18 protein-coding genes and 1 tRNA gene are annotated in these 23778 nt (G+C 70.9%); 14 read left to right on the top strand and 5 right to left on the bottom strand.

What is annotated here, in order from left to right; all coding sequences use genetic code 11:
- Positions 1 to 13: 13 nt before the first annotated feature.
- The 9 genes from OG440_RS06400 to OG440_RS06360 all read left to right on the top strand — a co-directional run bounded on the left by OG440_RS06400 (position 14) and on the right by OG440_RS06360 (position 10752).
- Positions 14 to 1411: a ThuA domain-containing protein gene (locus tag OG440_RS06400; protein ID WP_406011273.1), complete on the top strand. Its 1398-nt coding sequence runs from the start codon at positions 14 to 16 to the stop codon at positions 1409 to 1411.
- Positions 1412 to 1617: 206 nt separating this feature from the next.
- Positions 1618 to 2844, top strand: coding sequence for an inositol-3-phosphate synthase (locus OG440_RS06395; RefSeq protein WP_406005848.1), 1227 nt, complete (start codon positions 1618 to 1620; stop codon positions 2842 to 2844).
- A 191-nt stretch (positions 2845 to 3035) separates the two neighbouring features.
- Positions 3036 to 4076 (top strand): SCO3242 family prenyltransferase, encoded by a 1041-nt coding sequence (locus OG440_RS06390; RefSeq protein WP_406011272.1) that lies wholly within the window; start codon positions 3036 to 3038, stop codon positions 4074 to 4076.
- 104 nt (positions 4077 to 4180) lie between these two features.
- The gene (locus tag OG440_RS06385) at positions 4181 to 5209 is read left to right on the top strand and encodes a sugar phosphate isomerase/epimerase family protein (protein ID WP_406011271.1); all 1029 of its coding nucleotides are present in this window, start codon (positions 4181 to 4183) and stop codon (positions 5207 to 5209) included.
- On the top strand, positions 5206 to 6063 hold the full coding sequence (locus tag OG440_RS06380) for an EboA domain-containing protein (RefSeq protein WP_406005847.1): 858 nt from the start codon (positions 5206 to 5208) through the stop codon (positions 6061 to 6063). Before OG440_RS06385 ends, OG440_RS06380 begins: the two co-directional genes overlap by 4 nt.
- Positions 6063 to 6911 (top strand): TatD family hydrolase, encoded by an 849-nt coding sequence (locus tag OG440_RS06375; RefSeq protein WP_406005846.1) that lies wholly within the window; start codon positions 6063 to 6065, stop codon positions 6909 to 6911. The genes OG440_RS06380 and OG440_RS06375 overlap by 1 nt, the downstream gene beginning before the upstream one ends.
- Positions 6912 to 6914: 3 nt before the next feature.
- Positions 6915 to 8084 (top strand): metabolite traffic protein EboE, encoded by a 1170-nt coding sequence (gene eboE, locus OG440_RS06370; protein ID WP_406005845.1) that lies wholly within the window; start codon positions 6915 to 6917, stop codon positions 8082 to 8084.
- Positions 8085 to 8320: 236 nt separating this feature from the next.
- The gene (locus OG440_RS06365; protein ID WP_406005844.1) at positions 8321 to 9634 is read left to right on the top strand and encodes a nucleotide pyrophosphatase/phosphodiesterase family protein; all 1314 of its coding nucleotides are present in this window, start codon (positions 8321 to 8323) and stop codon (positions 9632 to 9634) included.
- Positions 9635 to 9705: 71 nt separating this feature from the next.
- Positions 9706 to 10752: a sugar phosphate isomerase/epimerase family protein gene (locus tag OG440_RS06360; protein WP_406005843.1), complete on the top strand. Its 1047-nt coding sequence runs from the start codon at positions 9706 to 9708 to the stop codon at positions 10750 to 10752.
- Between the two features lie 102 nt (positions 10753 to 10854).
- Here the strand turns inward: OG440_RS06360 and OG440_RS06355 are convergent, their stop codons facing one another.
- The 5 genes from OG440_RS06355 to OG440_RS06335 form a co-directional block, all read right to left on the bottom strand.
- Positions 10855 to 12255, bottom strand: a complete 1401-nt coding sequence (locus tag OG440_RS06355; protein WP_406005842.1) for an OFA family MFS transporter — start codon at positions 12253 to 12255, stop codon at positions 10855 to 10857.
- A 1-nt stretch (position 12256) separates the two neighbouring features.
- Positions 12257 to 13648, bottom strand: a complete 1392-nt coding sequence (locus OG440_RS06350; RefSeq protein WP_406005841.1) for an OFA family MFS transporter — start codon at positions 13646 to 13648, stop codon at positions 12257 to 12259.
- A 123-nt stretch (positions 13649 to 13771) separates the two neighbouring features.
- Positions 13772 to 15916, bottom strand: coding sequence for an acetate--CoA ligase family protein (locus OG440_RS06345; RefSeq protein ID WP_406005840.1), 2145 nt, complete (start codon positions 15914 to 15916; stop codon positions 13772 to 13774).
- Between the two features lie 4 nt (positions 15917 to 15920).
- The gene (gene frc / locus OG440_RS06340; RefSeq protein WP_406011270.1) at positions 15921 to 17171 is read right to left on the bottom strand and encodes a formyl-CoA transferase; all 1251 of its coding nucleotides are present in this window, start codon (positions 17169 to 17171) and stop codon (positions 15921 to 15923) included.
- Positions 17172 to 17190: 19 nt separating this feature from the next.
- Positions 17191 to 18873 (bottom strand): thiamine pyrophosphate-binding protein, encoded by a 1683-nt coding sequence (locus tag OG440_RS06335; RefSeq protein WP_406005839.1) that lies wholly within the window; start codon positions 18871 to 18873, stop codon positions 17191 to 17193.
- A gap of 198 nt (positions 18874 to 19071) precedes the next feature.
- Here OG440_RS06335 and sucC point away from each other — a divergent pair, with 198 nt between their 5' ends.
- From sucC to OG440_RS06310, 5 genes are all read left to right on the top strand, one after another.
- Positions 19072 to 20202, top strand: a complete 1131-nt coding sequence (gene sucC, locus OG440_RS06330) for an ADP-forming succinate--CoA ligase subunit beta (protein ID WP_406005838.1) — start codon at positions 19072 to 19074, stop codon at positions 20200 to 20202.
- A gap of 12 nt (positions 20203 to 20214) precedes the next feature.
- On the top strand, positions 20215 to 21108 hold the full coding sequence (gene sucD / locus OG440_RS06325; RefSeq protein WP_406005837.1) for a succinate--CoA ligase subunit alpha: 894 nt from the start codon (positions 20215 to 20217) through the stop codon (positions 21106 to 21108).
- A gap of 105 nt (positions 21109 to 21213) precedes the next feature.
- A complete protein-coding gene (locus OG440_RS06320) occupies positions 21214 to 22755 on the top strand; it encodes an aldehyde dehydrogenase family protein (protein WP_406005836.1) in 1542 nt (513 codons plus the stop codon).
- 113 nt (positions 22756 to 22868) lie between these two features.
- The gene (locus tag OG440_RS06315) at positions 22869 to 23324 is read left to right on the top strand and encodes a MarR family winged helix-turn-helix transcriptional regulator (protein ID WP_406005835.1); all 456 of its coding nucleotides are present in this window, start codon (positions 22869 to 22871) and stop codon (positions 23322 to 23324) included.
- Between the two features lie 143 nt (positions 23325 to 23467).
- Positions 23468 to 23552 (top strand) — tRNA-Leu (locus OG440_RS06310).
- The last annotated feature ends 226 nt before the right edge of the window (positions 23553 to 23778 follow it).

Genomic DNA, 23778 nt, shown 5'->3' with positions numbered 1-23778 from the left:
CGGAGGAGACATGATGCACGCAACCCGCAGACTGGCCACCGTCGTCGTGGGCGCGGCGCTGCTCCTCGGCAGCGTCTCGGGCCCGGCCGCCGCGGACTCCGGGAACAGCGGCGGAGAGGGCGGCGGGAAGGGAAACAACGGGAAGGGAAACAGCGGGAAACAGATGCTGGTCTTCTCCAAGACGGCCGGCTTCCGGCACGACTCGATCCCGGACGGCGTCGCCGCGGTGCGCGAGCTCGGTGCGACGGCCGGCTTCGGGGTCGACGCCACCGAGGACGCGGGCGCGTTCACCGCGGGCAACCTTCGGCGCTATGACGCCGTCGTCTTCCTGTCGACGACCGGTGATGTCCTGGACGCCGCCCAACAGGTCGCCTTCGAGGGCTATATCCGGCACGGCGGCGGTTATGTGGGGGTCCACGCGGCTGCCGACACCGAGTACGACTGGGAGTTCTACGGCGGTCTCGCCGGCGCCTGGTTCCGGTCGCACCCGGCGATCCAGCCGGCGACGGTCGACGTCGAGGACCGGGCCCACCCGGCGACGTCGGGACTCGCCCGCACCTGGAACCGCACCGACGAGTGGTACGACTACCGTTCCAACCCGCGCGAGCGCGCCCACGTCCTGGCCTCGCTCGACGAGCGGTCCTACACGGGCGGCACCATGAACGGCGACCATCCGATCGCCTGGTGTCAGGAGTATCAGGGCGGCCGCGCCTTCTACACCGGGGGCGGCCACACGAAGGAGTCCTACGGGGATCCTGCATTCCGTAGACACCTCCTGGGCGGGATCCTGTATGCAGTCGCCGACCTGCAGGCCGACTGTCGACCGGAGAACGGATACCGTCCTCTCTTCGACGGCACCTCCCTGGACGGCTGGCAGCAGGCGGGTCCCGGCTCCTTCTCCCTCTCCGACGACGGCACCCTGACGTCGACGGGCGGGATGGGCCTGCTCTGGTACGCCGGTCGGAGCTTCGGGGCGTACTCCGTGAAACTCGACTGGAGGACCACGGCCGCCGGTCCGAACGACCCCGGCGACGACAACTCCGGTGTCTTCGTGGGCTTCCCGCCTTCGGACGACCCGTGGTCCGCCGTGAACAACGGCTACGAGATCCAGATCGACGCGACCGACGTCCCCGAACGGACCACCGGGTCGGTCTACGGCTTCCGGTCCGCCGACCTCCACAAGCGGGACCGCGCGCTGAACCCGCCGGGGGAGTGGAACACGTACGAGATCCGGGTGCAGGGCGAACGCCTGCGCGTCTGGCTCAACGGCGTGAAGATCAACGACTTCACCAACACCGACCCGGCGCGGAGTCTGCGCGACGGACACCTCGGCGTGCAGAACCACGGCACCGACGACCAGGTGTCCTTCCGCGACATCCGGATCAGGGAACTGCCCGGCCGGGGCGACTGAACGGCGGCGGGCGGGGGACGCCGGACCCCCGCCCCCCGTCCCCACCCCCTCCCCGCCGGCGGTCTCCATCCCCTCCCCCGCCCAGACCGGGCCGCGTTGCCACCTCGATCTCACGCCGCTCCGAACTCCTCTGCGACAGCGGCCCGTTCGTCCTCTTCTTCCCGCCCCTCGTTCTCCGGGGTTCGCGCACGACAAGGAGGCTGTCCATGCCCGCGTCCTCTTCCCGTCCCCCGCGCGTCGGCGTCTGGCTGATCGGGGCCCGCGGTTCCGTGGCCACCACCGTGGTGGCGGGGTGTGCCGCCCTCACGGCCGGCCTGCACCCGCCGACGGGTCTGGTCACCGAGACGCCCGCCTTCGCCGACAGCGGCCTGCCCCCTTTGTCCTCCCTCGTCTTCGGCGGACACGACACCACCGACTGCCCTCTGCCCAAACGCGCGGAGCAACTCGCCGCCGGAGGAGTCCTTCAGGCCGGTCTCCCCGCCGCGGTCGAGGCCGAAGTGGACGCCGCCGACCGGGAGATCAGACCCGGAGGCCCTGTTCCGGGCGACACCCGCAGCGACGAGCGGTTGATCGACGGGTTCGCCGCCGACATCCGCGACTTCATACGCCGACGCGGACTCGCGGGTGCGGTGGTGGTGAACGTGGCCTCGACCGAACCGGCGGCGACCGGAGCCGGCCTGCCACCGAGCTCGCTCTACGCCGCAGCCGCCCTGCGCGCCGGCTGCCCGTACGTCAATTTCACCCCGTCCACCGGATTGCACCACCCGACGCTGGCGTCCATGGCGGAGTCGAGCGGGCTGCCGTACGCCGGACGTGACGGCAAGACCGGGCAGACGCTGCTGCGTTCCGTACTGGGGCCGATGTTCGCCCAGCGCGCGCTGGCCGTCCGCGCCTGGTCCGGCACCAACCTGCTGGGCGGCGGTGACGGCGCCGCCCTCGCCGACCCGGCCGCCGCCGAGGCGAAGAACGCGGGCAAGGAACGCGTCCTCGCCGACACCCTCGGCACCACCCCGGAGGGCCAGGTCCATATCGACGACGTCCCGGTACTGGGTGACTGGAAGACCGCCTGGGATCACGTCGCCTTCGAGGGATTCCTGGGCACCCGCATGATCCTCCAGACCATCTGGCAGGGCTGCGACTCCGCGCTCGCCGCCCCCCTCGTCCTCGACCTGGCGCGCCTTACCGCCCGGGCCCACGAAGCCGGCCTGTCCGGCCCGCTCACCGAACTCGCCTTCTTCTTCAAGGACCCCGTGGGCGACGCACCGTCGGCCTTGGCGGAGCAGCACGCGCAACTCGAACGGTTCGCCGAACGGCTGAGGGGCGGCGTGGGCGTGGGTCTGGGTGCGGGGGTCGGCAGTGTCGAGACCACCGAACGGGAGACGCCCGGGGCACGGCACGATCGCGCGCCGAGGTCGGGCGAGGAGACGGGATGAGCGAGGGCGGGGTGGTGCGTGGGGTGGACCGTCATGCGGCTGGGGCGACCGGACCGGCCGGCGCGGCCACCATGCGCGACGAGTGGACGGCTACGGAAACCGGTTCGCCGGACGGTGGGGCGGCAGCGGAGCCTGGTACGTCGGCCGGGACGGTGGCGGGGGAGGCCGGTGTCTCGGACGGGCTGGTGGCCATGGTGGCCGGTATCCCGGGGAGGAACGGCGCTCGCGGGCCGGCCTGGGCCGAACTGCTGCGGCTGCCGGCCCTGTTCACGGTTCCCGGTGACGCGCTGGCGGGCGCGGCCGCACTCGGCGCCCCCGGCCGTCGGACTCTGCTCGCCATCGGCTCGTCCCTCTGCCTGTACGAGGCCGGCATGGTGCTCAACGACTGGGCGGACCGTGCGGAGGACGCCGCCGAACGCCCTCACCGCCCTCTCCCCTCCGGCCGGGTGAGCCCGACCGCCGCCTTCACGGCGGCCTGTGCCTTCACCGCCGCCGGTCTCGCCCTGGCCACCCGGGCAGGCCGCCCGGCGCTGACGATCGCGGTCCCGCTCGCGGCCGTCGTGTGGTCCTACGACCTTGCCTTGAAGCACACGCCCGCGGGCCCGTTCGCCATGGCCGCCGCTCGTGGCCTGGACCTTCTCCTCGGGGCCGCCACCGCAGGACGCGCCGGTCCGGCCCTTCCCTCCGCCGCACTCCTGGCCACGCACACGCTCGCGGTCACCACCCTGTCCCGCCAGGAGACGCGTGACGGCACGCCGACGGCAGCCCTGGCAGCCCTGGCCTCGACAGGTGCACTGACCTGGCTGTTGCAGCGCAGGCCGTCACCCGGCCGGCCATCCGAGCGACGGTCGTCCGACGGGTGGCGATCACACGGTCATGGGCGTGCGAGGCCGGGACCGGAGTCGAGGCCGGAGAGGCCAGGGCCGAGGCCAGGGCAGGCCTGTCGCCTGCCCGCGCCGCTGACCGCGGCGCTCGCCGCCCTCTACGCCGCCACCACGGCCCGCCCCTACCTGCACGCCTCCCTGAACCCGTCACCCCCTCTCACGCAGCAGGCCGTCGGCGCCGGCATCCGCGCCACCATTCCCCTCCAGGCCGCTCTCATCGCCCGCTCCGGAGCGACCGCCATCTCCGCCGGCACGGTGACCACCGCCACCACAGCCATCACCGCGCTGCTCACAGCCGCTCTGGCTCCGGCCGCCCGGAGGTTCGGGAAGCGGGTGAGCATCACGTGAGCCTCGGACGTACGAGCCGCGAGAGCGGTCCCGGGGAGGAGATCCCGAAGGCGATCACCCAGCCGCCCCCACCCCGGCCGTCGTCTCCACCGGCGCCCTCGGCTGTGCCCCCGACTCCGCCCCCGTCTTCGTCGCGGCTCCGCTTCGGATACGGCACCAACGGCCTCGCCGATCTCCGCCTCGACGACGCCCTCGCCGTCCTCGCCGACCTCGGTTACGACGGTGTCGGACTGACGCTCGACCACATGCACCTCGACCCGTTCGCGCCGGACCTCGTCGCCCGCTCCCGGCACCTCGCGCGCCGACTGGACGCTCTCGGGCTGGAGGTCACCATCGAGACCGGCGCCCGCTACGTCCTGGACGCGCGCCGCAAGCACGGCCCCTCGCTCCTGGACCCGGAGCCGGGCGATCGTGCCCGCCGCGTCGACCTGCTGCTCCGCGCCGTCCGGATCGCCGGCGACCTCGGTGCGCCCGCCGTCCACTGCTTCAGCGGAACCCTCCCGCCGGGCACGGCACCGGAGACCGCGTGGCAGCGCCTCGCCGAGACGCTCACCCCCGTCCTGGACGCCGCCGCGTCCGCCGGCGTCCCTCTCGCCATCGAACCCGAACCCGGTCACCTTCTGGCGACCCTCGCCGACTTCCACCGGCTCCGCCGAGCCCTGGACGACCCGGCGTTCCTCGGCCTCACGCTCGACATCGGCCACTGCCAGTGCCTCGAGCCACTCCCGCCCGCCGACTGCGTACGCGCCGCCGCCCCCTGGCTGCGCCACGTCCAGATCGAGGACATGCGCCGCGATGTCCACGAACACCTTCCCTTCGGGGACGGGGAGATCGACTTCCCGCCCGTCCTCACCGCTCTCGCGGACATCGGTTACGGCGGGCTGACGGTGGTCGAACTGCCCCGCCACTCCCACGCGGGCCCCCACTACGCCGAAGCCTCCCTTCCGTTCCTCCGCCGCGCGGCGGCATCCGCTCAAGTCCCCGGCACCGGCACCGGCACCGGCACCGACCACCACGATCCGCGTCCGCGGACACCCGTCGCTCCGGCCCCCAGCCGCCCGTCCCGGGCCGCGAACCCGCCCGCCGCGCCACCCGGCGAGCCCTCCGCCACCCCAGAAGGGAGCACTCCATGACCCATCTCCCTGACGCCCCGGCGACCCCGGAGGCAACCCCGGAAGCGGAACACGCGGACACCACCACGGCCGGTACTTCCCTCGACGCCCTGCACCGCCACCTGGACACCCACCTCGAGGCGGCCGCCCGCGTCTGGTTCCGCCGGGCTCTCGACGAGGCCGCCGCCCATCCGGGCACCCATGGGCCCATCTCGGTATGGGAGTTGCGCCTGGCCGAGGCCGGACGCCGTTGCGGCAGCCGTCACGCCGACGCCGCCCGCGTGCTCATCCTCCGTGCCGCCCGCGCCGACCAGGCGTCCCTGGCCCGCGTGTATTTCCAGGGCACCGCCGACGAGCGGCGCGCGGTCCTGCACGCGCTGCCCCATCTCGTGTCCGGGTCCGGCGCCCTCCCGCTGGTCGAGGACGCACTGCGCACCCATGACACCCGGCTCCTCGCGGCGGCCGTCGGCCCCTACGCCGCCCGTCACCTCGACGCGCACGCATGGCGTCACGCCATCCTGAAGTGCCTCTTCGCCGGGGTGCCCATCGACGAGGTGGCGGGCCTGGAACGGCGTGCGCGCGGCGACGCCGAACTCGCCCGCATGCTCGCCGACTACGCCACCGAACGTACCGCCGCGGGCCGGCCCGTCCCCCGCGATCTCCGACGCCTCCTCACTCTGACCCATCCGGCAGATCTGACCGGTCGAGCCGATCGAGCCGCTTCAATCGATCCGGCCGCTTCAACCGCTCCGGCCGATCCGACGGCTCCGGCCTCGACGGAATCGGGCCGAGCCGCTCCAGACCCCCATCGCACGGATCTTCCCGGCCCGGGCAGTCCCCGTCGCCCGGCCCACCTCCACGGCAAGGATTCCTGATGCGTATCTTCGACCCCCACATCCACATGACCTCGCGCACCACCGACGACTACGAGGCGATGCACGCGGCCGGTGTCCGTGCCGTCGTCGAGCCGTCCTTCTGGCTGGGGCAGCCACGTACCTCGGCCGTGTCGTTCCTCGACTACTTCGACTCCCTCCTCGGCTGGGAACCCTTCCGGGCCGCCCAGTACGGGATCGCCCATCACTGCGCGCTCGCGCTGAACCCCAAGGAGGCCAACGACCCGCGCTGCGCCCCCGTCCTGGAGGAGCTGCCGCGCTATCTCGTCAAGGACCACGTCGTGGCCGTCGGGGAGATCGGCTACGACTCGATGACCCCCGCCGAGGACGACGCCCTGGCCGCCCAGCTCCAGCTGGCCGCCGACCACGCCCTGCCGGTCCTCGTGCACACCCCGCACCGCGACAAGCTCGCCGGACTGCGCCGCACCCTCGACGTCGTCCGTGAATCCGCCGTGCCGCCTGACCGGGTCCTGCTCGACCACCTCAACGAGACCACCGTGAAGGAGGCGAAGGACGCCGACTGCTGGCTCGGTTTCTCCGTCTACCCCGACACCAAGATGGACGAGGCCCGCATGATCGGGATCCTCCGCCTGTACGGGCCGGAGAAGGTTCTGGTCAACTCCGCCGCGGACTGGGGCAGGAGCGACCCGCTCAAGACCCGAAGGGTCGCCGACCTCATGCTCGCGGAGGGCTTCACCGAGGACGACGTCGACCTCGTCCTGTGGCGCAATCCCGTCGCCTTCTACGGCCTCAGCGGTCGGCTCGCCCGCGAGGTGACCACCTCCGACCCCACCCACGAGGGCAATTCCATCCTGCGCGGCGGGGAGTGAGCGATGCGCTTCCGTCATCCCGACGGCACCACCGTTCACCTCGCCTATTGCACCAACGTCCACCCCGCCGAGACCCTCGACGGCGTCCTCACACAACTGCGCGACCACTGCGAGCCCGTCCGGCGCCGCCTCGGCCGCGATCGGCTCGGTGTCGGGCTGTGGCTCGCCAGGGATGCCGCCCGCGCCCTCGACACCGACCCCTCTGCCCTGCGGGAACTGCGCACCGCACTCGACCGGCGTGGCCTGGAAGTCGTCACCCTCAACGGCTTCCCCTACGAGGGCTTCGGCGCCGAAGAGGTCAAGTACCGGGTGTACAAACCTGATTGGGCCGACGCCGAGCGCCTCGAACACACCGTGGCGCTGGCTCGTGTCCTCGCCCAGCTCCTCCCCGACGACGTCACCGAGGGCACCATCTCCACCCTTCCGCTCGGCTGGCGCACCGCCTGGGACGAGGCTCGCGCCAGCACGGCCCACTCCGCGCTGCGCACTCTCGCCGAGCGTCTGGACGCACTGGAGGAGCTGACCGGCCGCTCCATCCGGGTCGGTCTGGAACCGGAACCCGGCTGCATCGTCGAGACCACCGCGGACGCCCTCGCCCCGCTCGCGGCCGTCGGTCACCCCCGTGTCGGCGTCTGTGTCGACACCTGTCATCTCGCCACCTCCTTCGAAGACCCGGACGCCGCCCTGGACGCACTCGCCGAAGCCCGCGTCCCCGTCGTCAAATCCCAGCTGTCGGCCGCCCTGCACGCCGAGCACCCGCGCCGGACCGCCGTACGCGAAGCCCTCGCCGCGTTCGACGAACCCCGCTTCCTGCACCAGACCCGCACCCTCAGCGCCGCCGGCCTGCACGGCACCGACGACCTCGGCGAGGCCCTCCGCGGCACCGTTCTGCCCGACACCGGACCCTGGCGCGCCCACTTCCACGTCCCGCTGCACGCGGCTCCCGCCGCGCCCCTCACCTCGACCGTCTCCGTGCTGAAGGCCACGCTGACCCGCCTGGTCGGGGGCCCGCACCCGCTGACCCGGCACCTCGAAGTCGAGACCTACACCTGGCAGGCCCTCCCACCCGAGCTGCGGCCCCGCGCCCGAGCCCAGCTCGCCGACGGCATCGCCGCCGAACTCGCCCTGGCGCGCGATCTCCTGACCGACCTCGGCCTCAAGGAGCTCCCATGAGCAGCCCGGCATCCGCCGCCCCAGGACCCCAGGACCGGCGGCCGGGGTTCGAGGACCGGCCGGCGTCGCAGGACCGGCCCGGCCCCCACCACTACGTCCCCGCCCCCGACACCGACCCCGAAGTTCCAGTACCGGCACCTACACCCGCGCATGCACCTGCACCTGCACCTGTATCCGCACCCGTACCCCTCCTCGTCCTCGACGTCGTCGGTCTCACCCCCCGTCTGCTCGATCACATGCCCCACCTCAAGACACTCGCCCGAACGGGCTCCCTCGCACCGCTCGGGACCGTCCTGCCGGCCGTCACCTGCGCGGCGCAGTCCACCTTCCTCACCGGCACACTCCCCGCGGAGCACGGCATCGTCGGCAACGGCTGGTACTTCCGCGAGCTCGGCGACGTACTGCTGTGGCGTCAGCACAACGCTCTCGTCGCCGGCGACAAGCTGTGGGACGCCGCCCGGCGGGCGTACCCCGGCTACACGGTCGCCAACATCTGCTGGTGGTACGCCATGGGCGCCGACACCGACTACATCGTCACCCCCCGTCCGGTCTACTACTCCGACGGCCGCAAGGAACCCGACTGCTACACCCGGCCCCCGGCCCTGCACGACGAACTCACCGAGGAACTCGGCACCTTCCCCCTCTTCCACTTCTGGGGGCCGGGCGCGGACCTGGTCTCCAGCCGCTGGATCATCGACGCGACCCGCCACCTCCTGCGCACCCGCGACCCCGACCTCGCCCTGTGCTACCTCCCTCACCTCGACTACGACCTCCAGCGTTTCGGCCCCGACGACCCGCGCTCCCTTCAGGCGGCCACCGCCCTGGACGCGGCCATGGCCCCGCTCCTGGCCGACGCCCGGGCCCAGGGCCGTACCGTCGTCGCGCTGTCCGAGTACGGCATCACCCGGGTGAGCAGGCCCGTCGACATCAACCGTGCCCTGCGTCGCGCGGGTCTGCTCGAGGTGCACACCCAGGACGGCATGGAGTACCTCGACCCGATGGCGTCCCGTGCCTTCGCGGTCGCCGATCACCAGCTCGCCCACGTCTATGTACGCCGCCCCGAGGACCTGGAGGCCGCGCGGGACGCACTCACCGGACTGCCCGGCGTCGAGCTGCTTCTCGACGACGAGGGCAAGAAGGCGCACCACCTCGACCACCCACGCTCCGGCGAACTGGTCGCCGTGGCGGAGCCGGACGCCTGGTTCACGTACTACTACTGGCTCGACGACGCCCGCGCGCCCGACTTCGCACGGCTCGTCGAGATCCACCGCAAACCCGGCTACGACCCGGTCGAGCTGTTCATGGATCCGCTCGACCCCTATGTGAAGGCCAAGGCGGCCGCCGCGCTGGCCCGCAAGAAGCTCGGCCTGCGCTACCGCATGGCGGTGGTGCCCCTCGATCCGTCACCTGTCCGCGGCAGCCACGGGCGTCTTCCCGCGTGCGACGACGACGGTCCGCTCCTCATCTGCTCCACCCCCCGTTCGCTCGGCGACCGCGTCGCGGCCACCGACGTGAAAGCGCTGCTGCTCCACCTGGCCGGTCTGTCCTGACCGGTTGCCGACTGGTCACCAGTGAAGCACTCACCACTGACAACGCCCGCCGATATCAAGGAGTTCCAGATATGAGCCGCATGTCCGACATCGACCCCGAACTCACCTGCCGTCTGACCAGACGCGGCATGCTCGGCGTCGCCGCGGGAGCCACCGCGGCCGCGCTGCTGGGGGCCGCCGCCCCGACCGCCGGCGCGGCGACCGCCACCGGCACCGATGCCGCCGCCGGTGGCCGCGGCCGTCCCGTCCTGCCCCCCGGCCGCCTCGGCATCCAGCTCTACAGCCTGCGCGACAAGGTCTCCACGCTGGGTTTCGCTCCCGTCTTCGCCGAATTGAGGAAGTACGGGTACGACGAGGTCGAGTTCGCCGGCTACACCCAGGGCTCCGCGGGCCCCATCACCCTCGCCCAGCTCAGGCGGCTGGCCCGCGACCACGGACTGACGCCGATCGGGAGCCACGTCGGCTACTACGCCGACGACCCGAACGCCTACACCTTCGCCGACAACCTCACCAAGGTCCTCGACGACGCCCAGGCCCTCGGTCTCAAGCACATCGGCACCGCCTCCGGGCCGTTCCGCTACGGCTCCACCGTCGACGCGTGGAAGCGCGCGGCCGAGGAATTCAACACCTACGGTGCGGCGGCGAAGGCCCGCGGCATGAAGTTCTACCAGCACAACCACTCCGACGAGTTCGGCTTCGCGTCCGACGATCCCCGCGTCCGTCTGTATGACGTCCTGCTCGCCGAGACCGACCCGGACCTGGTGTTCCTGGAGATGGACATCTTCTGGGCGTACGCGGGCCAGTTCCGTTTCTCGAAGCGGCCCGACGGATCGGCCGCGCCCTTCGAGCCGCTGGACTACGTATTGAGGCAGCCGCACCGCTATCCGCTGTTCCACGTGAAGGACGGCGTCAGCGATCCCTCGAACGAGTTCGGGTACCGGATGACCGACGTCGGGGACGGCGACATCGACTACCAGCGGTTCATCTCGGCCGTCACCCGGCTGCGCGGCGAGCGGCTGGCCCACCACTGGCAGGCCGAACACGACAACCCGGTCGAGTCGTTCGCCTTCGCCCGTAAGTCGAGCGCGCACCTGCACTCGTTGCGCGAGAAGTGCTGAGCGTGCCGCACACCCGGCGCCCCTTGCGCTGAGCGGGCGCACACGCGCGTGGAGGCCCACCCCCTCATCCGGCGGGGTGGGCCTCCACGCGCGCGTGCGTCGTCAGCCCGCGGGCCGGGGCCGAGCGCCCGACGCGAGCTCCCGGCTCCCTCCGGGCTGTCGCAGCAGCAGCGCGATGCCCGCCGCCACCATCGACACGCCGCCCGCCAGCGCGTACGCGCCGTCGTATCCCCAGGCGGCGACCACCAGGGAACCGAGGCCGCCGCCGAACAGGCCGCTGACCAGCTTGCCGCTGTACACCAGCCCGTAGTTGGTGGCGTTGTAGTTCTCGCCGAAGTAGTCCGGCGTCAGCGCCGCGAACAGAGGGTAGAACGCGCCGCCGCCGAAGCCGGACAGGAAGGCGAAGAACAGGAACAGCCCCTCGCTCCCGACGTCGCCCGCCCAGATCACGCCGAACTGCGCCAGCCCCAGGACGACGATGACGAACACGAGCGTGGGCTTGCGGCCCCAGCGGTCGGACAGGCAGCCCACGACGCCACGGCCGACACCGTTGACGACCGCCATGACCCCCATCGACGAGGCGGCCACCAGCGGGCCGAAGCCGACCTCCTTGGCGAAGTCGACCTGGAAGCTGATCCCGAAGATCGACACGCCGGCCGTCATCACGATCGAGAGCCACATCAGGGGCAGCATGCCGGTCCTGATGGCCTCCCTCGGGGTGTACTGCCGCGCGGCCGGAGGGTTCTTCGCCGTACCGGCCGCGTAGGCACGCCCGTCGGAGAGAGCCGGCGGATCGAGGTCGGCGGGCCACCAGTTCTTCGGCGGATCCTTGAAGAAGAACGCGCAGCCGAACACCACGATCATGATGTAGCAGCCGATCAGGTCGAGCACGCGGTGGTAGTTCGCGGTGTCGAAGCCGTAGTTGAAGATGAAGATGAACGGCAGCGACCCGTACGCGAACCCGCCGTTGACGAAGCCGGTCCTGGCGCCCCGCCGCTCGGGGAACCACTTGCCGACCATGTTGATGCAGGTCGCGTAGACCAGGCCGGCCCCGATGCCGCCGACCACCCCGAACCCCAGGATCGCCGCCCGGACGTCGTCCAGGTGCGACAGGGCGAGGAAGCCGACCAGACACATGCCGGAGCCGACGTACATGGCCGTACGGGCCGTCAGGACGCCCTTCTCGCGCAGCCAGCCCGCCGGGAAGGCGATGCCGGCCTGGAAGAACACCCAGACGCTGAGGATCCAGAAGGTGTTGCTCTGCGTCCAGCCGTGGGCGTGGGACAGGGTGTCCTCCGCCGAGCCGTACGCGTACTCGAAGACGCTGATCGCCATCATGGCGATCCACGGCAGGTAGATCATGAGCTTGCGCGAGTGGCCGAGGAGGTCGCGGTCGGTCTCGCCGATGCGGTAGACGCGACCCAGGGAGTCGGTCACCTCGCGGTAGGGACGGTCTGCGGCGTCGGTCGAAGAGTTGTCGGTCGCGAGGGGATCTGCCGTCATGTCAGGCCGTTTCCTCACCGAGCGGTTGGGGGTTGGGGACGATGCGACGACTGGCCGTCGGCCTGCCGGGTGCCTTGAGGAAGAGCGCCAGTACCGCGGAGGCGAGACCGATGCCGCCCGCCAGGACGAAGGCCCCCTCGTAGTCCCACGCGCCGACCACGATCGAGCCGACTCCGGAGCCCACGAGGCCCGAGATGAGCTTGGAGCTGTAGACCATGCCGTAGTTGCTGGCGTTGTTGTTCTCACCGAAGTAGTCCGCGGTCATCGCGGCGAACAGCGGGAAGATCGCTCCGCCGCCGAAGCCGGAGACCATGGAGCAGAACAGGAAGAACGGCATGCTGCCCATCTGGCCGGAGACCAGCACACCGAACTGCGCGGTGCCGAGGACGAGGCAGACGATGATCAGGGTGTGGCGTCGTCCGCACCGGTCGGAGATCCAGCCGATGATGCCGCGCCCGGTGCCGTTGACGATCGCCTTCAGGGACATGGCCGTGGCCACGATCCCGCCGGCGAAGCCCATGTCCTTCCCGAACGGCACCTGGAAGGCGATGCCGAAGATGTTGATCCCGGCCGTGCACAGCAGACAGAACCACATCATCCACAGGACGGGGGTACGCGCGGCCTCCCTGGGGGTGTACTGCTTCACCGCCGGCGGGTTCTTCTGCAGTGCGCGGCGGATCTTCGGGTCGTCGGTGAGCCGGAGCGGGTCGACGTGCGCGGGCCACCAGTTCTTCGGCGGATCCTTGAAGAACCAGCCCGCGAACGCCACGACGGTGCAGCAGACGAGCCCCACCGTCACCAGGACGGTCTCGTAGTTGCTCAGGTCCATGTACGAGGTGAACAGGAACACGAAGGGCACCGAGCCGTAGGCGAAACCGCCGTTGACCATGCCGGTCTTGCCGCCCTTGCGCTCCGGGTACCACTTGCCGACCATGTTCACGCAGGTCGCGTAGACGAGGCCGGCGCCGATACCGCTGCACATGCCGAAGCCGAGATAGGCGACGACGACGTGCGGCGCGTACGCGAGGGACAGATACCCGAGGACCGTGCCCAGCGCGCCGATCATCATCGCGTACCGCGCGGGCAGCCTGCCGCTCTCCCGCAGCCGGCCGGCCGGGAAGGCCACGGCCGCCTGGAAGAACACCCAGACGCCCATCAGCCAGAAGATGTGCCCACTGCTCCACAGGTGGGCGTCGTGCAGTGTGTCCTCGGCCGACGTGAACGCGTACTCCGAGGAGCTGATGCCCAGCATGCCCATCCAGGGGAAGAGCACCATGGTCCAGCGTGGTCGCCCCATGATGTCCCGGTCGCTCTCGCCGATCCGGTACACACGGCCGTTGTGGTCGGTCACCTCCCGGTAGGGGAGGGACGTCGAGTAGTCGGTGGTTGTCATGTCGCTCAGCACCCCTTGCGTCGAAAGTTCTGGCCAGCGCCCCCTGTCCAATGCCTTTCGTGTGCGCTCGGGTCCCGGGGCCGGCCGACGCGCACCGTCGGCCGGCCCCGCGCCGGGGTCACGTCATGAACCGCCCCCCAACAGCCCCGCCGCACGCGCCCACCGGTACTTGGCGCCGAGCACCGCCACCGGCTTCTCGGTCGTGTACGGGTAGGCCACGACGCCCCGTTCGTAGAGGTACTGGCAGGCCTCCTCGACCTCCACGTCACCGGCGAGCGACGCCACGACGGGTTTCTCGATGCCGCGTTCACGGAATTCGCCCACCACGCGCGCGGTGAGTTCCGCGAAGACCATCGGGGGAGTGACGATCGTGTGCCAGTAGCCGAGCACCAGCGCGTGGATGCGCGGGTCCTCGAGCCCCAGCCGGATCGTCGCCTCGTACGTCGACGGCGGCTCGCCCCCGGTGATGTCGACGGGGTTCCCGGCCGCCCCGAAGGGCGGGATGAACGCGCGGAACGCCGTGTCCAGGTCCGGCGGGATGTCCATCAGGGTGAGGCCGTTGTCGGTCACGGCGTCCGACAGCAGCACCCCGCTGCCGCCCGCGCCCGTGATGATGACGATGTTGTCGCCCTGGGGGGTGGGCAGCACCGGCAAGCCGCGCGCGTACTCCAGCATGTCGTTCAGCCCCGGCGCCCTGATGACGCCCGCCTGCCGCAGGATGTCGTCGTAGACGGCGTCGTCGCCCGCCAGCGCCCCGGTGTGCGAACCGGCCGCCTTCGCGCCCGCGGCCGTACGGCCCGCCTTCAGGACGACGACCGGCTTCTTCGGCACGGTCGCCCGCGCGGCCTCCACGAAGGCGCGGCCGTCCTTGAGGTCCTCCAGGTGCATAGCGATGCAGTCGGTGTGCGGGTCCTCGCCGAACCAGGTCAGCAGGTCGTCCTCGTCCAGGTCCGACTTGTTGCCGAGCCCCACGATCGCCGACACGCCCGTCTTCGTGGTGCGCGCGAAGCCCAGGATGGCCATCCCGATGCCCCCGGACTGCGAGGTCAGCGCGACCCCGCCCTTGACGTCGTACGGCGTGCAGAACGTGGCGCACAGGTCCTGCCAGGTCGAGTAGTAGCCGTAGATGTTCGGCCCGAGCAGCCGGACGCCGTACCGCTCCGCGATCGCCACGATCTCGTCCTGGAGCGCGTGTTCCCCGGTCTCCGCGAACCCGGAGGGGATCAGCACGGCGTTCGGGATGTTCTTGCGTCCCACCTCCTCCAGGGCCGAGGCCACGAACCTGGCGGGTATCGCGAAGACCGCCACATCCACCTCTCCGGGAACGTCGGTGACACTCTTGTACGCCTTGCGGCCCAAGATGTCATCGGCCCGGGGGTTCACCGGATGGATCTCCCCGGCGAAGCCCCCGTCGACGAGGTTGCGCATCACCGAGTTGCCGATCTTGCCCTGCTCGTTGGAGGCGCCGATCACGGCGACGGATGCCGGCTGCATCAGACGGCGCATCGAGGTGAGGATCTCCGCGCGCGTGTAGCGTCGACGCTCCTTCACCGGTGTGTCGGACAGCAGCACGCGGATGTCCGCGGCGATGGCGCCCTCGGCCGTGGCGATCACCGGGTTGAGGTCCACCTCGGCGATCTCCGGGAAGTCCGCGACCAGTCGGGACACCCGGCGGATCTGCTCGGCGACCGCCCACCGGTCCACCGCCGCCTGTCCGCGCACGCCGCGCAGGATCTCCGCCGACCGGATCGAGTCCAGCATGGACAGCGCCTCGTCGGCGTCCACCGGAGCCAGCCGGAAGGTGACGTCCTTGAGCACCTCGACGAGCACGCCGCCGAGCCCGAACGCCACGACCTTGCCGAACGTCGGATCGGTGACCGCCCCGACGATGACCTCCTGGCCCTTCGGGACCAGTTCCTGGATCTGCACGCCCTCGACCCGGGCGCCGGCGTCGTAGGCGCGCGCGTTCTCGACGATCCGGTGGAACGCGGCCCGTACGTCCGACGCCCCCTCCACTGCGACGATCACTCCGCCGGCGTCCGTCTTGTGCAGGATGTCCGGCGAGACGATCTTCATCACGACGGGGCCCCCGAAGCGCGCCGCGTACGCGACGGCCTCCTCGACGTCCCTCGCCAGCTCCTCGCGGGGTACGGCGATCCCGTACGCGTCGGCGATCACCTTGCCCTCGGGCGCGGTCAGCGCGGTCCGCCCGTCGGCCCGCACCGCGTCGAGCAGCGCACGCACCCTGAGCATCCGGTCCTCGGCCATCACGTCAGATCACCCCGTTCGACTTGAGCAGGCGCAGTTCCTCGTCCCCGAGGCCGAGTTCGCCGACGTACACCTCTTCGTTGTGCTCGCCGAGCAGGGGTGAGCCGGTCACCTCGACGGGGGAGTCGGACAGCTTGAGGGGGCTGCCCACGGTCACGAACTCGCCGCGCCGCGGGTGCGGCACGCGGACCACCATCTCGTTGGCGACCAGCGACTCGTCCTCGATGATCTCCTTGGTGGACAGGATCGGCCCGCAGGGGATGTTGTGGGCGTTGAGCCGCTCCAGCACCTCCCACTTGGGCAGCGTCGAGGACCACTCCTCGATCAGCTGGAACATCTTGCCGAGCTTGGGCAGCCGGGCCTCGGGTGTCGCCCATTCGGAGTCGCCGGCCAGCTCGGGGCGGCCGATCAGCTCACTGAGCGGCTGCCAGCCGACCGGCTGCACGATGACGTACACGTAGTCGTTGGGTCCGCCCGGCGCGCACTTGACCGCCCAGCCGGGCTGGCCGCCGCCGGACGCGTTTCCGGACCGGGGAACCTCGTCGCCGAAGTCGTCGTTGGGATATTCGGCGAGCGGTCCGTGTGCCAGGCGTTGCTGGTCCCGCAGTTTCACCCGGCACAGGTTGAGTACGGCGTGCTGCATGGCCACGTTGACCCGTTGCCCGCGCCCGGTGTTCTCCCGCTGGTACAGCGCCGCGAGAATCCCCGCCACGGCGTGCACACCCGTACCCGAGTCCCCGATCTGGGCTCCCGTCGCCAGCGGCGGCCCGTCCTCGAAACCGGTGGTCGCCATCGACCCGCCCATGGCCTGCGCGACGACCTCGTACGCCTTGAAGTTGGTGTACGGACCGTCCCCGAACCCCTTGATGGAGGCATAGACGATCCGCGGATTGATCTCCTGGATGCGGTCCCAGGTGAAGCCCATGCGGTCGACCGCGCCCGGACCGAAGTTCTCGACCATGACGTCGGAGCGCCGGATCAGCTCGGTGAGGATCTCCTTGCCGCGTTCGGTCTTGGTGTTGAGGGTGATGCTCCGCTTGTTGCAGTTGAGCATCGTGAAATAGAGGGAGTCGACGTCGGGGAGATCGCGCAACTGCTTGCGCGTGATGTCACCCGACGGCGCCTCCAGCTTGACGACGTCCGCGCCGAGCCAGGCGAGCAACTGGGTCGCGGACGGGCCCGACTGGACATGCGTCATGTCGAGCACGCGGACGCCTTCGAGGGCCTTGGCCGTTGTTCCGGACAGGGGGGTCATGGGGGTCATCGGGGGCACCTCACTTGTACATCGTCTGGTTCATCGTTCCGGGGGCGTAGGCGTCGGGGTCGACCCAGACGTTGATCAGCGAGGGCTTCCCGGACTCGCGGGCGCGTCGCAGCGCGGGGCCGATGTCGGCGGGGTCGCGCACCTCCTCGCCGTAACCGCCCAGCATCTGCGCGAACTTGTCGTAGTGCACGTCGCCGAGGGTGTTGCCGATCCGCTCGCGCTCCGGGCCGTACTTGGCGGCCTGGCCGTAACGGATCTGGTTCATGGAGGAGTTGTTGCCGACGATGCCGACGAAGGGGAGGTCGTAGCGCACGAGCGTCTCGAAGTCCCAGCCGGTGAGCGAGAACGCGCCGTCGCCGAAGAGGGCCACGACCTCCTTGTCGGGCCGTGCCTGCTTGGCGGCCAGCACGAAGGGGACCCCGACGCCCAGGGTGCCCAGCGGACCCGGGTCCATCCAGTGGCCCGGTGACTTGGGCTGTACGACCTGACCGGAGAAGGTGACGATGTCACCGCCGTCCCCGATGTAGATCGAGTCCTCGGTGAGGAAGTCGTTGATCTCGCTGACCAGGCGGTACGGGTGGATGGGGGAGGCGTCGGACCGCAGGTGCGGCAGCCGTTTGCCGAGGGCGCTCTGCTCGGCCGCGCGCAGTTCGTCGAGCCACTCCTTGCGCTTCGAAGCGCCCCCGTTGATCCGTCCGGAGGCGGCCTCGGTCACCGACTTCAGCACCAGCCCGGCGTCGCCGACGATCCCGAGATCGATGTCGCGGTTCTTGCCGACGGTGCGGTAGTCGAGGTCGATCTGGACGACCGTCGCGTCCGGCGACAGCCGCTTGCCGTACCCCATGCGGAAGTCGAAGGGCGTGCCGACGATCACGATGACGTCGGCGTTCGAGAAGGCGTAGCGGCGGGACAGCTGGAAGTGGTGCGGGTCGCCGGGTGGCAGGGTGCCGCGGCCGGCGCCGTTCATGTAGGCGGGGATGTCCAGGGTGCGCACCAGCTCGATGGCGGCGTCGGTGCCCCGGGTCGTCCACACCTGGCTGCCCAGCAGGATCGCGGGCTTCTCGGCGTGCACGAGCAGGTCGGCGAGCTTCTCGATCGCCTCGGGGTCGCCGGCCGAGCGGGTGGAGGCACGGTAGGCGCCGGCCCGCGGAACCCGGGCCTTGGACGCCGGCACCTTGGCGTCGAGGACGTCGCGCGGGATCTCCAGGAAGGCGGGGCCGGGCGCGCCGTGGTAGCACTCACGGAACGCCATGGACACCATGTCCGCCGCGCGTGCCGTGTCCGGGACCGCCGCAGCGAACTTGGTGATCGGCGTCATCATGTCGACGTGTGGCAGGTCCTGGAGCGACCCCATCTTGTGCTGGGTGAGCGCCCCCTGACCACCGATCAGCAGCATCGGGGACTCCGCGCGGAAGGCGTTGGCGACACCGGTGACGGCGTCGGTGGTGCCGGGCCCGGCCGTGACGACCGCGCAGCCGGGCTTGCCGGTGAGGCGCGCGTAGCCGTCGGCGGCGTGGGCGGCGACCTGTTCGTGGCGTACGTCGACGACTTCTATGCCCTCGTCGACGCAGCCGTCGTAGATGTCGATGATGTGGCCGCCGCACAGGGTGTAGATGCGGTCGACCCCCTCTGCCTTCAGTGCCTTGGCAACGAGATGACCACCGGAAATCATGTCCTGGGTGTCGTCGGGCATGGCGAAGTCCCGTCCCTTCATAGGGGGGTGGAAGGCGCTCGCGGTACATTGCATACAGTCGACGAATACTGTATGAAGCTTGTTATCCCGCATCCGGTGGGTGGTGTCCAGGGGGCGTGCGGCACTTTCGGTCATCGGAGTTCGGCCTCGCGGACGGCTCGGCGGGCTTCGGGTTCGACTTCACAGACAGGAGCCGAGATGGACCTGTACGAACACCAGGCAAGGGAACTCTTCGCGGAACACGGCATCCCGGTCCCCAGGGCCGAGGTCACCGACTCGCCCGGAAAAGCGCGTGAGATCGCTCGTCGGCTCGGTGGGCGAGTGGTGGTGAAGGCCCAGGTCAAGACGGGTGGTCGGGGCAAGGCGGGCGGCGTCGGACTCGCCGCCGATCCGGCCGCGGCCGAACTGACGGCACGCCAGATCCTCGGCATGGACATCAAGGGGCACACGGTCGGCACGGTGATGCTGGCCCAATCCGTCGACATCGAGAGCGAGTTCTACGTCTCGTACGTCCTGGACCGCGCGGCCGGCCGGTTCCTCGCGATCGCCTCCGCCGAGGGGGGCATGGACATCGAGGAGGTCGCGGCCACCCGGCCCGCGGCGGTCGCCCGTATCCCCGTCGACCCCACCAAGGGCGTCACCTCGGCGAAGGCCGGCGAGATCGCCACTGCGGCCGGACTGCCCGCGCAGACCGCGGACGTACTCGTCCGGCTCTGGCAGGTGCTGATCCGGGAGGACGCCCTCCTCGTCGAGGTCAACCCGCTCGTCCGCACCCGCCAGGGACAGATCCTCGCCCTCGACGGCAAGGTCACCCTCGACGACAACGCGTCCTTCCGGCAGTCACGTTGGGGCGCGGAGCACGCCGAGCAAGGCGACCCGCTGGAGGCGGCGGCCGCGGCGAAGGGCCTCAACTACGTGAAACTCGACGGTGAGGTCGGCATCATCGGCAACGGCGCCGGCCTCGTCATGTCGACCCTCGACGTCGTCGCGGCCTGCGGTGCCCGGCCCGCCAACTTCCTCGACATCGGTGGCGGCGCGTCCGCCGAGGTCATGGCCGACGGACTCTCGGTCATCCTCTCCGACCCGGCCGTGAAGTCGGTCTTCGTCAATGTCTTCGGCGGCATCACCGCATGCGACGCCGTCGCCGAGGGCATCGTGCGCGCCCTGGACACCGTACGGCTGACCAAGCCGCTCGTCGTCCGGCTCGACGGGAACAACGCGGCCCGGGGGCGGGCGGTCCTCGACGCCCACCGGCACCCGCTGGTCGAGCAGGCCGGCACCATGGACGGCGCCGCCCGCCGCGCCGCCGAACTCGCCACCGCCGCCTGAGGAGACGACGCCATGGCCATCTATCTCACCAAGGAAAGCAAGGTCCTCGTCCAGGGCATGACCGGCGCCGAGGGCATGAAGCACACCCGGCGCATGCTCGGGGCCGGCACGAACATCGTCGGCGGCGTCAATCCGCGCAAGGCGGGCCGGAGCATCGATCTCGACGAGCGTGCCGTACCCGTCTTCGGGTCGGTCGTCGACGGTATGCAGTCGACCGGCGCCGATGTCACGGTCGTCTTCGTGCCACCCGCCTTCGCCAAGGCCGCGGTCGTCGAGGCGGCCGACGCCGGGATCGGCCTGACGGTCGTCATCACCGAGGGCATCCCCGTCCACGACTCCGTCGCCTTCACCACCCACGCCGCGGCACGCGGAACGCGCGTCATCGGCCCCAACTGCCCCGGCCTGATCACCCCCGGCCAGTCCAACGCGGGCATCATCCCGGCCGACATCACCAAGCCGGGCCGCATCGGCCTGGTCTCCAAGTCCGGCACGCTCACCTATCAACTCATGTACGAGCTGCGCGACATCGGCTTCTCGACCTGCGTCGGAATCGGCGGCGACCCGGTCGTCGGCACCAGCCACATCGACTGCCTGGCCGCCTTCGAGGAGGACCCCGACACCGAACTGGTCGTCCTCATCGGCGAGATCGGCGGCGACGCGGAGGAACGAGCGGCCGCCTACATCCGCGAGCACGTCACCAAGCCCGTCGTCGGCTACATCGCCGGCTTCACCGCGCCCGAGGGCAAGACCATGGGGCATGCGGGCGCGATCGTCTCCGGTTCCTCGGGCACCGCGCAGGCGAAGAAGGAGGCGCTGGAAGCGGCGGGGGTCCGGGTGGGCGCCACACCGACCGAGACCGCCCGTCTCGCACTCGCCGTACTGGACGAAGGGGCGCGGCCGCACTGAACGACGACGCGTCCCCGCCCACCGGAGCCGCCGCGCCTCACCGGTGCGTTCCACAGCCACGCACCACCCCGCCATCGACCGTGCACCGAGAGCGGAGCAGACCGCATGACCACCACCCTCACCCTGAAAGCCGGCACCTCCTGGTCCGACACCTGGCGGCGCTGTCTCGCCGTCGCCCCCGAGGCCTTCCGGGACGACCGCGTCCTCAACCTCTGGAACGCCTGCTGGCAGGCCGACGGCCGGACGCTGCCGGCGACCAGCCCGGTCGACGGCAGCCCGATCGCCGGCCCGCCCCGGCTGGACGGGGACACCGCCCACCGCGCCGTCCGCGCCGGGCTGGACCAGCACCGCGCCTGGCGGCACGTCCCGATCGAGGAGCGCCGCGCCCGCATCGCCGCCACCCTCGACGCCCTGGCCGAACACCGCGAACTCCTCGCCCTCCTCCTGGTCTGGGAGATCGGCAAGCCCTGGCGGCTGGCCCAGGCCGATGTCGACCGGGCCGTCGACGGCGTGCGCTGGTACGTCGACGGCATCGAACCCATGCTGGACGGACGGGTGCCGCTGGACGGCCCGGTGTCCAACATCGCGAGCTGGAACTACCCGATGAGCGTGCTCGTTCACGCATTGCTGGTACAGGCACTGGCAGGCAACGCGGTCATCGCCAAGGCCCCGACCGACGGCGGCGTCGCCTGTCTGACGCTGGCCTGCGCGCTCGCCGCACGCGAAGGGGTCCCGATCACCCTCGTCAGCGGCAGCGGGAGCGAGCTGTCCCGGGCGCTGGTCCGGGCGCCCGAGATCGGCTGCGTCTCGTTCGTCGGCGGCCGCGACACGGGCGCCGCGGTGGCCACGGCCGTCGCCGACCTCGGCAAGCGTCATGTACTCGAACAGGAGGGACTCAACACCTGGGGCATCTGGAACTACTCGGACTGGGACACCCTGTCCGCCGTCGTACCGAAGCTCTTCGACTACGGCAAACAACGCTGCACGGCCTACCCGCGTTTCGTCGTCCAGCGCACCCTGTTCGACGAGTTCCTGACGGCGTACCTTCCCGCGGTGCGCACGCTGACCCTCGGGCACCCGCTGGCCGTGGAGAAGCGTGACGATCCGTATCCCCGGCTCGACTTCGGACCGGTGATCAACGCGGCCAAGGCCAAGGAACTGCACGACCAGATCGCCGAGGCCATCGACCGGGGCGCGGTCCCGCTGCACCGCGGCAGACCGGCCGACGCCCGCTTCCTGCCCGGCCAGGACACCTCGGCTTACGTCCAGCCCGTCACGCTCCTCGGACCACCGCCGTCCTCCCCGCTGCACCACGCGGAGCCGTTCGGACCGGTCGACACGATAGTGCTGGTCGACACCGAGGCGGAGCTGCTGGCCGCCATGAACGCGTCCAACGGCGCACTGGTCGCCACGCTGTCCACGGACGACCGGAGCACCTACGACCGGCTCGCCCCGCAGATCCGCGCGTTCAAGGTCGGCCACGGCGCAGCCCGCTCCCGCGGCGACCGCGACGAGCTCTTCGGCGGGTTCGGCGCCTCCTGGCGGGGCGCGTTCGTCGGCGGGGAGCTGCTGGTGCGGGCGGTGACCCAGGGGCCGACGGGGGAGCGGCTGCCCGGGAACTTCCCGGACTACCAGCTGATGCCCTGAGCGCACGACGGCCGGACCATCTGCCGGACGACCGGTCGGATCGCCGGCCGAGGCCGCGACGGTGCCTCGGCCGGCACACGATCAGGGGTCGGTACGGCCGCTACTCTCGGCGCATGGCGAGTGACCGAGAAGCGCAGTCCCGGCCCCTGGAGTACCGGCTCGGCCACCTGCTCCAGCACGCTCAGGCCGAACTGGCCAGGAAGTCCGCGGAGGCGCTCGTGCCGTGCGGCGTGGACGGCCGCGAGCTGGCGGTGCTGGTCGTGCTCGCCGATGAAGAAACGTTGTCGCAGGCCGAGGCGGCGGGGCGGATCGGCGTCGACCGCACCACGATGGTGGCGCTCGTCGACGGCCTGGAGGACCACGGCCTGGTGGAACGGCGGCGCAGTCCCCGGGACCGCCGCAGGAACATCGTCCGGCTCACGGACGCGGGCCTGGTCTGCCTGGAGCGGGCCGAGGAGGCGCACCGGGCCGCGGAGCGCCGTTTCCTCGCCCCGCTGGACGAGCAGGCGGCGGCCGCGTTGCTGCGGGCGCTGCGGATGCTCGTCGTCGGGGAGACGCCGGCGAAGTGATCACCGGGTCACCCGGCGCGAGGTGCTCGTGCGGCGGCCCCGTCACCCGTGCGGCCAGCGGATATGCAGGTGAGAGGCACTCCGAAAGCTTGGTATTGTTGTGTCTGTCGCCGCGGGAAGACCTCACGCAGCGGCAACACCTGGTCCGGGTGGCGGAATGGCAGACGCGCTAGCTTGAGGTGCTAGTGCCCTTTATCGGGCGTGGGGGTTCAAGTCCCCCCTCGGACACTTTCACCCTCCGTATCGAGCTGCTTCCGCTCGGTGAGCAGTCAATTTCCCGTATTCGGCGTCACGCCGGATGCGGGTTTTGTTGTTTCCGGATCCCTTGCTCCCGAATGTCGCGGAAGCCCGTTTATCGGTTGTCCTGTCGGGCTGTGTGTCATCCCGCTCGCGGAAGCACTTCCCGGTCACTCCACCGTTGCCCGCCGGAGATGCTGACGATCCGTCAATGTTC

Source organism: Streptomyces sp. NBC_00637 (assembly GCF_045161545.1).
Classification (GTDB): Bacteria; Actinomycetota; Actinomycetes; order Streptomycetales; family Streptomycetaceae; genus Streptomyces.
The sequence above is the reverse complement of the archived record's forward strand: the minus strand, read 5'-3'. Positions and strand labels throughout refer to the sequence as shown.